The organism is Streptomyces sp. NPDC058371, from assembly GCF_042723265.1.
Taxonomy (GTDB): domain Bacteria; phylum Actinomycetota; class Actinomycetes; order Streptomycetales; family Streptomycetaceae; genus Streptomyces.
Window position 1 is genome coordinate 237,381 of sequence record NZ_JBHXJC010000003.1, and the last position, 12,911, is coordinate 250,291.

Sequence of the window (12,911 nt, forward strand, 5' to 3'; positions counted from 1 at the left end):
CCGGGGGCGTGCCGCAGGTACGGCGGGTGGTGCGTGCCTGCGGACGCGTGCGGGCGTGCGTGGAGGTGTCGCGCGCGATGTGAACGCGAGGAGTGCGCGGGCGTGAACGGGCGGACAACGGGCGCGCGTGGGGTGAAGGGAGGCATGTACAGCGCGCTGAGGGGCGGTTTCGTTACCCCGGTCACATGGGTAGGGGGTCTCGTCATGTGCTGCGTGGCACCTGGTCGGCGGGACCCGGTAGCGTGAGCCGACGATTCCGAAGGTCCCCCATCAGTAGGAGTCCCGGTGACGCAGAGTGGACAGGGCGAGGAGCCCTCGGCGCGGCCCGCGCGCGAAGGCATCGTGCTGCCCTCCGACGGCGGCGAACCCCTGTTGCCGGGTATGACGGGCGATCGCGCGACGCCGGCCGGCGGACAGGCCTGGGGTCAGCCGTGGGGTCCGGCCCCGTCGGCGCCGCCGGCTCCGCAGCCGGGACACGGCCCCGACCAGGGCCTGGACCAGCACGCCGGGCAGGGCATGGACCACGGCCCCGCCTACGGCACCGGTCACGGAACGGGCCCCGGCCAGGGGTACCCCGGATACGGCCCCGGCCAGGACGCGGGACACGGTCAGGATCAGGGCCCCTCCGGATACGGCACCGGTCACGGGCCGGGCCAGGACGCGGGACACGGCTGGGGAGCGGTCCCGGACGGCGCCGCCGCGCCGGCCCAGAACTGGGGGGCGCCCGAGCAGCCCCCGTCCGAGCCGGCCCCGGGCTGGGGCGCTCCCGACGGATCACAGGGCTGGGACGCGTCCGGCGGGCAGCGGGGCTGGAACTCGTCCGGCCAGGAGCAGAGTTGGGGCGGGGTGCCGTCCCAGCCGCAGCCGTTGCCGCCGGAGGGCGCGCAGTCGGGGTCGTACGCCCCCGGCGGCTACCCGGCGCCGCAGGGCCCCGGTGCGCACGCCCCAGGGGCGCAGGCGCCCGGCAGTGCGCCCGGCGCGCACGCCTCCGCGCTGCCCCCGCAGGGACCTCCCGGCGCTTCGGCTGCCGCGCCGGGCGCCGGAGCGGGCTCGCCGCTGCCGCCCGCCGCTCCCGTCGACGAAGGCGCCACCCAGTACATTCCGTTCGTTCCTCCGGCCGGATCCCCTGCCGACGAGGGGGCGACCCAGTTCCTCCCGCCCGTCCCGGCGGCCGGGCAGCACGAGGGCGCCACGCAGTTCCTCCCGCCGGTGGGCCCGGGTGCGCTGCCGCCCGAGGTGCCCGCCGACGCCACGCAGTACCTGGGGCGCACCCAGGGCGGCGCCGGACCCCTGCCGCCCGCCGCGCATCCCGACGCCCAGGCCACGCAGTTCATCGCCCCGGTGCCCGCGCAGCAGGACGCCCCGTACGGGATACGTCCCGGGGGCCCGGAGGACCGTCAGCCGCCCGCGGAGTTCGACAACCTCTTCCGCACGCAGGGCGAAGGGCCCGCGTCCACGCAGCAGCTGCCGCGGTTCGACGCACAGCACCAGCACCAGCAGCACCAGCAGCATCCGCAGAGCCCGCGCGCCGCGCAGCACCCGCAGGGCCCCGGCGGACCCGGTGCGCCGGGCGGACGGGCCGCCGCACGGCGCGGCGCCTCCGACGGTGGCGGTGGCCGTACCGGCTCGCGTGTGCCGGTGATCGTCGCCGTCGGCGTCGGTATCGCCGTGCTCGGGATCGGCGCCGGCGCGCTGCTCAGCACCGGTTCGAGCTCCGACACCAAGGACGACACCAGCAAGACGGTCTCGGCGACGGCACCCGCCTCGGACGGTTCCGGTTCCGCGTCGGCCGACCCGGCGAAGGAACAGGCCGTCGCGCTCGACAAGCTCCTGGCGGACAGCAACGACAGCCGCGACTCCGTGATCAGGTCGGTCGCGAACGTCAAGGTCTGCAACAACCTGGACCAGGCGGGCACCGATCTGCGGGACGCCGCCCAGCAGCGCGGCGACCTCGTCACCCGGCTCTCCGGTCTCAAGGTCGACAAGCTCCCGGACCACGCCGCGCTGACCACCGCGCTCACCAGCGCCTGGAAGGCGTCCGCCTCCGCGGACAACCACTACGCCGCCTGGGCCGACCAGGCGGCCGGCAAGCACGGCTGCAAGAAGGGCCAGGCCCGCACCACCGGCCAGACCCAGGCCGGCAACCGGGCGAGCGGCACCGCCAGCGCCGAGAAGGCCAAGGCCGCGAAGCTCTGGAACTCCATCGCGTCCACGTACGGACTGACGCAGCGCCAGCCGACCCAGCTGTGACGGCCGGCGCCCGGTGAGGGTGCCGCTGCGGAGTGCGTACGTCGCGCTCCGTCGTCACAACGTGCTGGAGGCCGCGCTCTCCAGGGTCTTCGACATGTTGGCGAACCCGCGCCGCGCGGAGACCAGTTGGCCCTCTCGCACGACCTGGTAGGTCACGTCGGCGTTGATCAGGCGCGGGAAGTCGACGGCCGCGAGCAGGTCCTCGAAGCGCCAGCTCAGCGTCGGTGTCAGCCCGCCCGTGGTCACCTTGAGCCCGTCGTCGAGGGTCCGCCGGATCGTGCGGGAGCTCACCTCGCCGTCGCCGAGCGCCTCGACGATCTGCTGGAACACGGTGTACGCGATCCAGGTGGTCTGCACGCCCGCGTCCGCCGGGTCGATCCGGTTGTCGCCGAAGGCGTGCTCGCGGATCACCTTCTTCATGTCGGCCCAGCGGCTGTCGTGCGCCGCCGGGTACCAGCCGGTGACGTACGCGTCCTCGTACGGCCCCGACTTTCCGCCCGTCGCGTCGATCACGGTCTGGTCGACACTGCCGAGCACCGAAGCGGTGCGCACCTTCGGATAGTCCTCGCGGTCGTGGCGGAAGGAGTCCATGAAGGCGTCCGTGTGGTCGCCGAGCGCGGAGACCACACAGCCCCGCTTCAGCGGGTCGGAGGTCGCCCGCTCCAGGGCCTGCGCCGTCTGCCCGGAGTACTCGGTGGAGTCGTCGGGCGCCCGTACGTCGGTGGCGGCCGGGTGCCGGCCCGCCTTGAGACCGGCGCTGAGCAGCACCGGGAGTTCGTCGCCCGCGATGGTGTCGGGGCGGACGAGCGAGACGGGACCGCAGTCCTTGGCGAGCTCCTCGCCGAGGCCGGCAAGGAGCGCGGGCTGCCCGCCGTTGACGGGATACGAGAGCGGGCTCTTGAACTCGTCGTCGGTGAGGCCGTAGCCGCCGATGTACGGAATGCCGGCGGACTGCAGCGGGGAGAGGAAGGAGCCGCCGTACTGGCTGTAGGAGCCGACGACCGCGACGACGTTCTCCTTGGCGGCGCGCCGGGCGCACTTCGCGGCGTCGACGCCGTCGTTGTGGTCGTTGCAGGTGAGGACCTTGAGCTCGCGGCCGTTGATGCCGCCCTGGGCGTTGATCCAGCGGGCGTAGGCCTGCGCCATGGCGGGCATGCCGGGCTTGTTGGTCGCGGCCGTCTTCTCCGGCGCCCAGGTCATGACGGTGATCGAGTCGTCCCCGGAACCCCCTGTGACACCGGGGACGACTCCACAGCCGACGGCTATCGACGCACACACCGCCAATGCGCCCGCGGACAGGACCGCGGTTCTGATGGGGCGGGAGAGGACGGGTGAGGTGCGCGTGCGACGCCTGCCGGTCATGGACATGCACGATTCCGTCACATCACCAACCCCGGAGTGACCCGCGGTCGACGTGTGGTGACGCGCAGGTGAATTAAGGGGGGCGATGAGCGGATTCCCGGGGGGAACGTACGATCGATGACCGTGCAAGGTTCGGAGAACTCTTCCCGTCGTGGCCGCCGCTCATCCACCATGGGCGGCATGCCACTGAATGACATGCCCTGGTGGCGCTGGCGCAGCAATGTGCGCTCCGCGCTGCACATGCTCTCCGACCTCGCGTTCCAGCGGGACGTCTGGCTCGCGGGCGTGGACGGATACGGAGACGTCACCGACGCCGTCTACCGCCTGGTCGAGGACACCTGGCTCGACAACTGGTCCGCCGAGAAGTACGTCGGGACGATCTTCCGTGACTCGCAGGAGGCGGCGCTCGTCGACACCGCCGTGCTGCGCGTGCTGCGGATCATGCACCAGGTGGGCCCCGACGCTCCCGTCTCCGCGTACCTCGACCACCACGCGTGGCCCGAGGCCGTCCGCGCCGCCCGTGACGCCCATGTCCGCCTGGCGACCAGCGACGGGGAGGAACCGGACACACCACCCCGCACCCTCGAAGTGCTGCGCATCCTGACGCGGTCCGCCTAGCGGGACGGCGGCTCGCCCGGGGCGACGCGTATGGGACCCTGGCGTGCATGAACGAGCAGTCCGTCCGCGCCGTCGCGCCCGCCGAGCAGTACGTCCTCACCCTCTCCTGCCCGGACAAGCAGGGCATCGTGCACGCCGTGTCGAGCTACCTCTTCATGACCGGCTGCAACATCGAGGACAGCCAGCAGTTCGGTGACCACGACACGGGCCTGTTCTTCATGCGGGTCCATTTCTCGGCGGAGGCGCCGGTGACCGTGGACAAGCTGCGCGCCAGCTTCATGGCGATCGGCGACTCCTTCCACATGGACTGGCAGATCCACCGGGTCGAGGACCGGATGCGCGTCGTCCTGATGGTCAGCAAGTTCGGTCACTGCCTGAACGACCTGCTCTTCCGCGCCAGCATCGGCGCGCTGCCGGTCGAGATCGCCGCCGTGGTTTCCAACCACACCGACTTCGCTGAACTCGTGGGGTCGTACGACATCCCCTTCCACCACATTCCGGTGACGAAGGACACGAAGGACGAGGCCGAGGCGCAACTGCTCGAACTGGTCCGCGGGGAGAACGTCGAACTGGTCGTCCTCGCCCGCTATATGCAGGTCCTCTCGGACGACCTCTGCAAGCAGCTCAGCGGCCGGATCATCAACATCCACCACTCCTTCCTGCCGAGCTTCAAGGGCGCGAAGCCCTATCACCAGGCGCACGCCCGTGGGGTGAAGCTCATCGGGGCCACCGCGCACTATGTGACGGCCGACCTCGACGAGGGGCCGATCATCGAGCAGGAGGTCGAGCGGGTGGGCCACGGCGTGACTCCGGACCAGCTGGTCGCCATCGGGCGCGATGTGGAGTGCCAGGCGCTGGCGCGGGCCGTCAAGTGGCACGCGGAGCGGCGCATCCTGCTGAACGGGCGCCGCACGGTCGTCTTCGCGTAGCCCGCGGACGTCTTCTTTCGGCCCTTCGCCCCTGCCGACCCGTGCCGCAGGGGCTGGAACGAGTCGTCCAGCCGTGCCGGAAGGGCGCTCCAGCCCCACCGGAGGGGTTGAAACAAGCCATCCAGCCCCTGCCGGTCCCGCCGGAAGGGGGCTGAAACGAGCCGTTCTACATGCGGCTCAGTGACGCCGCCGCGAACAGCACGTCCTTGATCGCCTCGCGGTCGCCGTCCTGACCGGCGGCGGCCTCTTCGGGCGCCACATGCCCCGCCGCCAGCCGGCAGAACTCCACTCCGTCCAGGGCGACATGGGCGACCTCGCGCTCGGCGGAGGCGATCGCGCCGGGGGAGTCGAGCGGGATGAGCCACTCGCCGCCGCCGGACCCCTCGATCTCCAGCCGGAGGCTGCGGCCGGCCGCGCCGGCCGCGACGAGGTGCCGGGACGGTGGGGCGGACAGGCCCGCCCGGCGCCGCTCGGCCAGCGAGGCGGGCAGCATGCGGACGGCCAGATCTATCATCCGGTGCAGATGACGCGGGGCCGGCGGCTCGTACGGATAGTCCACCGCGTCCGCGATGTCCCCCGCGTGCACCCAGCACTCGAAGGCCCGGTCCAGCATCGAGTCCCGCAGCGGCAGGTCGAAGCCGCCGTACGGCACGGAGAGGCGGCCGGAGCCGCCGCCGGCGAACGACACCGTCCGCACGAGGTTGTGGCTCTGCTCGCGCCAGGGCCCGCGCAGGGCACGGGTCGGCGGGAAGTGGGAGGCCGCCCAGAAAGCCTCGGTGCGGCCCGCGGGAGTGCTCTCGTCCGGCCGTGTGTCACCGAGCGGGTCCTCCAGGCCCAGCGCGACGGCGACCAGGCCGTCGACGGTGAGCAGATGGGCGATCACCCCGGCGACCGTCGTACGGCGGCTCGCGGGCCCGGCGCCCGAGAACCAGCGCAGCCGCACGGGCGCGTGCCACTCGGCACCGGCGATGTCCTGCAGCAGTGCGTCGAGCCGCGCGGTCTCCGCGTCGTACGGGGCGGCCCAGTCGGGCACCGGGATGCGCGGTGGCCGCCGGTCGAGGCAGCCCTCCAGGACCCTGGTGCGCAGCGTCGGGTCGAGGTCGAGGCTCTCGGCCGGGTGCAGCAGGCCGACGGCCTCGCGCAGCCGGCGCGCCTCGTCCGCGCACGCACCGCAGTCGCCGAGGTGGTCCTCGACGGCCATCGTCTCCTCGGCCGAACAGGCGGCGAGCGCCCACGCGCCGAGCAGTGACTTCAGCACGTGGTGCTCCAGGACGAGAGGCGCAGGGGAGAAGGCCGCCGTGGTCGTGTCCAGCTCGGGGAGCGGGTGGCCGGTGTCCTCCACGGAGGCGCGCGGCAGGGGTATGCGCGGCGGCTGCCCGGACTCGGGCCCGGACCCGTTGTCCGGGCCGACGGGATCATGCGGGCCGCCGGAGCCGGACTTACCGGACTTACCGGATGCGTCGGCGTCCTCGGGCTCCTCCTTCTCGAGCTTCTCGTCGAGCCCCTCGGAGCGGTCGACACCTTCGGAGCCCTCTGAGCCCTCAATGCCCTCTGAGCCGTCGTCCCCGTCGAACGCCTCGAAGCGGTTCGCGCCCGCGTTCACCGCGCACCCCCGTATTCGGGGGGTGCCCCGGACGGCCCGGTGTCGTGGGCGGTCGACAGCAGCTGGAGGCCGAGGCGGAGCCGGCGGCGGGCCTCGTCCTCGGTGATGCCGAGGTCGACCGCGGTCTGGCGGTAGTCACGGCGCTGGAAGTACGCGCGCTCCAGGGCGGCCCGCAGCGGGGTGGGCATCGACGTGACGATGTAGTCCGCGCGGGCGGCCACCGAGGCGCGGCGCACCTTGCGCTCCAGTTCCTCCGTGCTGCCCCGGCCGCCGTCGGCCAGCGCGGCCGTCTCGGTGGCGCGCAACCGCTGGACGGCGAGGCGGTGGGTCAGCGTCGCGACCCAGGAGCGCAGCGGGCCCCGCTTGGGGTCGTACGCGTCCGGGTTCTCCCAGACCTGGACGAAGACTTCGCGCGTGATTCCGTCGGCGGCCCGCTCGTCTCCGAGCACGCGATGGGCGAGGCCGTGCACGAGCGAAGCGAATCGGTCGTAGAGCTCGCCGAGCGCCGCCGCCTCGCCGCGTGCCAGCCGCTGCTGCATCTTGCGGTCCCAGCGGGGCGGTGCGTCCTTCTTCGCCATGCGGCTCCCTCACCCCTGCCCGTTCCGGCGCCTGTTCCTCTGTCCGGCCTGTCCAGCCTGTGTCCATCGCTGTCTCGAATGTAGTCGGCACGTCCGACAGCGCACGCCCCTTTGCGGCAATGTGCGCCCCTTGACGCGCCGGGGATGGTAGAGGACGCCCACTCGATGCCCACTCGACTCCCACTGGCCCGGCGCCTACCCGGCTCCGCCGTGATCAGGCCTGATCGAATCGGACCGTGAGTGATTGAAATGGCTCGACCAGTACGCGCTTTCGATCGTCCGTAGGTGTTTCATGGAATCGACGGCCGGGCAGCCGCGCAGGAGAAATGAAGGAACGGGTTCCGTTTCTGTCAGCGACGAGAGGCGTGGCGGTGACGCTCAGAGTGACCGACGGGGAGCGCGGCGAGTGGGCCGTGCTCCAGGTGACGGGCGAGATGGACCTGGTCACGTCGCCCGTGGTGCGCCAGGGGGTGCACGACGTGGTGGCCGACGGGCGTCACGATCTTGTCCTCGACCTCTCGGAGGTCTTCTTCTGCGACTCCAGCGGGGTGGGCGTGCTGATCGCGACCCGTCGTCTCATCCGCTCCTGCCAGGGACGTCTGCGGCTGATACTGCCCGCCCAGGGCGCGGAGGACGGTTCGCACGTCAACCGAGTCCTCGCCGCCCTCGGAGTGCGCCGCCTGTTCGACGTCTACCCGGACCTGGTCACCGCCCTCGACGAGGAGTCCCGCCCCATGTCCGCGTGACACGGCCCACTCCGCGGGACCGGAGTGCCACACAGTTGTCCCGGAATTCCCGCGGTCTTGGTACAAGCGTCGTTTTCCCGCTCCGGCGGGGCCCTCGGCGTCGTACGCTCCCTGCCAGATGCACCCGCAGTCCGGCTGAGAGTCCGGCTGAGATGTAAGGCGGTCCGAAAACACCATGGCCAGCACCGAGTACGAGCGGAGGATCGCCGCCCGGTTCTCCACGTTCGACCAGGACGGCAACGGCTACATCGACCGGGAGGACTTCAACGCGGCGGCCAAAGCGGTCCTCGCGGCATTCGGCAAGGCGGCCCGATCCGATCAGGGCCAGGCCCTCTACATCGGCGCCGAGGCCTTCTGGCAGGGCATGGCGGGTATAGCGGACCGGGACGGCGACCAGCGCATCACGCGCGCGGAGTTCGTCAACGGCGCCGTGAAGCGGCTGCACGACAACCCCGACCGTTTCGCCGAGATCGCCCGCCCCTTCCTGCACGCGGCCCTCGCGGTGGCGGACACGGACGGCGACGGCGCGGCCACGGTCGAGGAGACCGCCCGTGTCCTCAAGGCCCTGGGCGCCACCGAGGAGGTCGCCGCCTTCGCGGCCGGCGCCCTCGACACGGACACCGACGGCCGGATCGGCGAGACGGAGATCGTGACCGCGTTCGCCCGCTACTTCACGGTCCCCGAGTGAGACAGCCGGTCACGGGCCCCTGAGTGAGGCCCACTTGGGCGCACGTTCACGGCGTCGCGTGAGACGCACGTGCACGGCCGCCGGGTGAGCCTCACCCCGAAAAGCGCTCCCGCAGCTTGTACTTGAGCACCTTGCGCAGCGCCTCGTTGCGCGGAAGGGCGTCCACCACCTCCAGCTGTTCCGGCAGCTTGTGCACGGACAGCCCTTCCGCCCGCAGATACGACGTGACGGCCGCCAGCGTCAACTCCTCGGCCCCCGGCGGCTGTTCGATCACCGCGCAGACCCGCTCCCCGCGCTCGGCGTCCGGCAGCCCGACGACCGCCGCGTCGGCCACACCGGGGTGGGGGTGCAGCAGATCCTCTATCTCCTTGGCCGAGATGTTCTCGCCCTTGCGGATGATGATGTCCTTGAGCCGTCCGGTGAGGACGAGATGACCGCTCTCCGTCAGATGCCCGACGTCCCCGGTGACCAGGAACCCGTCCGCGTCGAAGGCCTCGGCGGTCTGCTCCGGGTTCAGATACCCCTGGCAGACGGCCTCCCCGCGCAGTCGTACGTCCCCGTCGACACCGTACGGAACCGGCCGTCCCGCGCCGTCCACCACACGTATCTCCATGCCCTCCGGCGGCCTGCCCTCGGTGGTCGCGAGGTTCTCGGCCGAGTCGTCCGGAGCGCCCATCGTGATCATCGGGACCTCGGTCATCCCGTAGCCGTGGGTGAGCTGCACGCCCATCTCGCGGACGACCGAGTGATAGACCTCGGGCGGCTTCGGCGCCCCGCCGCCGGCCAGCAGCCGCAGGGTCGGGATGACCGGCTCGCCCGGCTGTTTGCGCTGTTCGGTGAGGAACATGGAGTAGAAGGCGGTGGATCCGCCGGCCACCGTCACGCCGTGCCTGCGGTAGCCCTCCAGTGCGGCGGGCAGCGCGAAGTGCTCGAACAGCACGGCCGGGAAGCCGTACAGCAGCAGCATCACCGTGTAGTCGGGCCCGGCGATGTGCGCGTACGGGAAGGCCATCGAGCCCACGTCGTCGGCGGACAGACGCAGCGCGTGCGCCAGGCAGGAGCCGCCCGCGATCAGTGAACGGTCGGTGTGCAGCACGCCCTTGGGGTCGGAGGTGGTGCCCGAGGTCCAGTAGATCCAGCGCACCGAGGTGCCGTCGGCGGGCGGCGCGGGCAGCACCGAGGGGTCGCCGTCCGGCAGCCGGTCGTACGCCTCGAAGACGTTCTTGGCGCCGAGCCTTCGTGCCATCTCCGCGTGGTCGAAGCCGCGCCACTCGCCCGGTACGGCGAAGAACTCGGCCTTGGACTCCCGTAGCGCGAAGCCGACTTCGCGGTCGCGGTAGAAGGGGATCACCGGCGACTGCACGGCGCCCAGTCGGGCCAGCGCGAAGGACAGCACCGCGGTCTCGATGCGGGTGGGCAGCTGCCAGGCGACCACTGTGCCGGGCCGTACGCCCCTGTCGAACAGGCCTGCCGCGACCCGCTCGGCCCGGTCGCGCAGCTCGCCGAAGCTCAGCGCGCGGTCGTCCTGGAGCAGCACGGGACGGTCGGGGGTGAGGTCGGCGCGGCGGGTCACCAGCTCCCAGAGCGTGCGGGACCGGCCGAGGGCGTGCGCGGTGTCGTTCACTTCAACCCCCTGTAGCTGACGGGTAGTCAGATCGTGGGCAGAGCGTAGGGCTCGCCGCCTTGTCGGTCCAGGGGTGCGGGGATAGCCTGCTATCTGACGGGTCATCAGATATGACGGGTCGTCGGACACGGACCTCACGGTCACGGACCGCACGGTGGAGGGACCCATGACGGAACTGCCGCGGATCGTCAGCGTCGACGACCATGTGATCGAGCCCGCGCACCTCTTCGAGACCTGGCTGCCGAAGAAGTACCGGGACCGCGGGCCCAAACCGCTCACCGCGGGCATCGGTGAGCTCGCCTACATCGCCGGCAAGTACCGGATCACGATGGACCCCGAAGGACCGCCCACCGACTGGTGGATCTACGAGGACCTCAAGTTCCCGTACAAGCGCAACATCGCCGCCGTCGGCTTCGACCGCGACGAGATGACGCTGGAGGGCATCACGCGCGCGGAGATGCGGCGGGGCTGCTGGGACCCCAAGGAACGGCTCGCGGACATGGACCTCAACCACGTCGAGGCGTCCCTGTGCTTCCCCACCTTCCCGCGCTTCTGCGGACAGACCTTCGCGGAGGCGCACGACAAGGAGGTCGCGCTGGCCTGTGTGCGCGCCTACAACGACTGGATGGTCGAGGAGTGGTGCGGCGACAGCGGCGGCCGGCTCATCCCGCTCTGCCTGATCCCGCTCTGGGACATCGACCTGGCCGTCGCCGAGATCAGGCGGAACGCCGCCCGGGGCGTGAAGGCCGTGACCTTCTCGGAGATCCCCACCCACCTCGGGCTGCCGTCCATCCACTCCGGCTACTGGGACCCGTTCTTCGCCATCTGCCAGGAGACCGGCACGGTCGTGAACATGCACATCGGGTCGAGCAGCCAGATGCCGGCCGCCTCCCCGGACGCACCCCCGGCCGTACAGGCCTCGCTCAGCTTCAACAACGCCATGGCCTCGATGATGGACTTCCTGTTCTCCGGCGTGCTCGTGAAGCATCCCCGGCTCAAACTCGCCTACTCCGAGGGGCAGATGGGCTGGATCCCGTACGCCCTGGAGCGCGCCGACGACGTCTGGGAGGAGCACCGCGCCTGGGGCGGGGTCCGCGATCTGATCCCGGAGCCTCCGTCGACGTACTACTACCGGCAGATCTTCTGCTGCTTCTTCCGCGACAAGCACGGGGTGGCGTCCCTGGACGTGGTCGGCCGCGACAACGCCACCTTCGAGACCGACTACCCGCACGTCGACTCGACCTTCCCGCACACCAAGGAGGTCGCCCTCGACCATGTGAAGGGCCTCGACGACGAGACGATCCACAAGCTGATGCGCGGCAACGCGATCCGGATGCTCGACCTGGACCTCTAGTGGACCTGGCGTACACCCCCGAGGAGGAGGACTTCCGCGAGCGGCTGCGGGAGTGGCTCGCCAAGGTGCTCCCCGGGCTGCCCGCCAAACCGTCGCCCGACGACTGGCCCGGCAGGCGCGCGTACGACCTCGGCTGGCAGCGGATGCTGTACGACGCCGGGTACGCGGGCCTGCACTGGCCCGTCGACGCGGGCGGGCAGGGCGCGACCCCGACCCAGCACCTCATCTTCCTGGAGGAGACGGAAAAGGCGGGCGCACCCTACGTAGGGGCCAATTTCGTCGGGCTGCTGCACGCCGGGCCGACGATCGCCGCCGAGGGGACGGCCGAGCAGCGGGCGCGCTGGCTGCCGCCCGTGCTGCGCGGCGAGCAGGTCTGGTGCCAGGGATTCAGCGAACCGGACGCTGGCTCGGACCTCGCGGCTCTCCGCACGCGCGCGTGGCGGGACGGCGAGGACTACGTGGTGAACGGGTCCAAGATCTGGACCTCCCACGCGGAGGTCGCCGACTGGTGCGAGCTGCTGGTGCGGACGGACTCCGCGGCCCCCAAGCACCGCGGGATCAGCTGGCTCGCCATGCCGATGGACGCGCCCGGGATCACCGTCCGGCCGCTGCGCACCCTCGCCGGCTCCACCGAGTTCGCGGAGGTGTTCCTCGACGACGTGCGGATCCCGGTGGCCAACCGCGTCGGCGCCGAGAACGACGGCTGGCGCGTGACCATGGTGACCCTGTCCTACGAGCGCGGCACCGCTTTCGTCGGCGAGGTCGTCGCCTGCCGCCGCGTGCTGGGCGCGCTCGCCCGTGAGGCACGCGCGAACGGCCGCTGGGACGACGCCGTACTGCGTCGCCGGCTGGGCAGGCTCAACGCCGAGTTCCGCACGCTGTGGCGGCTCACGCAGTGGAACGTCAGCGAGTCGCAGACGACGGGGGGCGTGCCCGGCGTCGGCGGGTCCGTCTTCAAGCTGCGCTACTCGCACGCCCGCCAGGAGCTGTACGACGCCGCCGCCGAGGTGCTCGGTCCCGAGGCGCTCGACCTCGGGCGGGACTGGACCCTCGACCGGCTGTCGTCGCTGTCGTACACCATCGCGGCCGGCACCTCGCAGATCCAGATGAACATCGTGGCCGAGCGGATCCTGGGCCTGCCGAAGGGGCGGTGACACTC

Annotated in this window: 11 protein-coding genes; 7 read left to right on the forward strand and 4 right to left on the reverse strand. The window is 71.6% G+C overall.

Translation table 11 applies throughout. The features are described from left to right. Positions 1-285 precede the first annotated feature (285 nt). The gene (locus ACFWM2_RS12685; RefSeq protein ID WP_383277174.1) at positions 286-2,250 is read left to right on the forward strand and encodes a hypothetical protein; all 1,965 of its coding nucleotides are present in this window, start codon (positions 286-288) and stop codon (positions 2,248-2,250) included. A gap of 54 nt (positions 2,251-2,304) precedes the next feature. Here the strand turns inward: ACFWM2_RS12685 and ACFWM2_RS12690 are convergent, their stop codons facing one another. Then, a complete protein-coding gene (locus ACFWM2_RS12690) occupies positions 2,305-3,612 on the reverse strand; it encodes an ABC transporter substrate-binding protein (RefSeq protein WP_383277177.1) in 1,308 nt (435 codons plus the stop codon). A gap of 117 nt (positions 3,613-3,729) precedes the next feature. On the opposite strand from ACFWM2_RS12690, the gene ACFWM2_RS12695 reads away from it, so the two are divergent. Both ACFWM2_RS12695 and purU read left to right on the forward strand, forming a co-directional pair. Further along, complete coding sequence (locus ACFWM2_RS12695; RefSeq protein WP_383277180.1) at positions 3,730-4,230, forward strand: hypothetical protein; 501 nt, start codon at positions 3,730-3,732, stop codon at positions 4,228-4,230. 47 nt (positions 4,231-4,277) lie between these two features. Continuing rightward, positions 4,278-5,159, forward strand: coding sequence for a formyltetrahydrofolate deformylase (purU, locus tag ACFWM2_RS12700; RefSeq protein ID WP_383277183.1), 882 nt, complete (start codon positions 4,278-4,280; stop codon positions 5,157-5,159). A gap of 166 nt (positions 5,160-5,325) precedes the next feature. On the opposite strand, the gene ACFWM2_RS12705 is transcribed toward purU, so the two are convergent. Then, a complete protein-coding gene (locus ACFWM2_RS12705) occupies positions 5,326-6,762 on the reverse strand; it encodes a maleylpyruvate isomerase N-terminal domain-containing protein (RefSeq protein ID WP_383277186.1) in 1,437 nt (478 codons plus the stop codon). Further along, positions 6,759-7,340: a sigma-70 family RNA polymerase sigma factor gene (locus ACFWM2_RS12710; RefSeq protein ID WP_383277189.1), complete on the reverse strand. Its 582-nt coding sequence runs from the start codon at positions 7,338-7,340 to the stop codon at positions 6,759-6,761. The genes ACFWM2_RS12705 and ACFWM2_RS12710 overlap by 4 nt, the downstream gene beginning before the upstream one ends. A 365-nt stretch (positions 7,341-7,705) precedes the next feature. Here ACFWM2_RS12710 and ACFWM2_RS12715 point away from each other — a divergent pair, with 365 nt between their 5' ends. Continuing rightward, positions 7,706-8,086, forward strand: coding sequence for an STAS domain-containing protein (locus ACFWM2_RS12715; protein WP_383277192.1), 381 nt, complete (start codon positions 7,706-7,708; stop codon positions 8,084-8,086). A gap of 175 nt (positions 8,087-8,261) precedes the next feature. Next, a complete protein-coding gene (locus ACFWM2_RS12720; RefSeq protein WP_383277195.1) occupies positions 8,262-8,774 on the forward strand; it encodes an EF-hand domain-containing protein in 513 nt (170 codons plus the stop codon). 91 nt (positions 8,775-8,865) lie between these two features. On the opposite strand, the gene ACFWM2_RS12725 is transcribed toward ACFWM2_RS12720, so the two are convergent. After that, entirely contained in the window at positions 8,866-10,398 is a 1,533-nt protein-coding gene (locus tag ACFWM2_RS12725; RefSeq protein WP_383277198.1) for a class I adenylate-forming enzyme family protein, read from the reverse strand. A gap of 166 nt (positions 10,399-10,564) precedes the next feature. Between ACFWM2_RS12725 and ACFWM2_RS12730 the strand changes: the two genes are divergently transcribed. Further along, positions 10,565-11,752: an amidohydrolase family protein gene (locus ACFWM2_RS12730; RefSeq protein ID WP_383277201.1), complete on the forward strand. Its 1,188-nt coding sequence runs from the start codon at positions 10,565-10,567 to the stop codon at positions 11,750-11,752. Further along, positions 11,752-12,906, forward strand: a complete 1,155-nt coding sequence (locus tag ACFWM2_RS12735) for an acyl-CoA dehydrogenase (protein WP_383277204.1) — start codon at positions 11,752-11,754, stop codon at positions 12,904-12,906. The genes ACFWM2_RS12730 and ACFWM2_RS12735 overlap by 1 nt, the downstream gene beginning before the upstream one ends. The last annotated feature ends 5 nt before the right edge of the window (positions 12,907-12,911 follow it).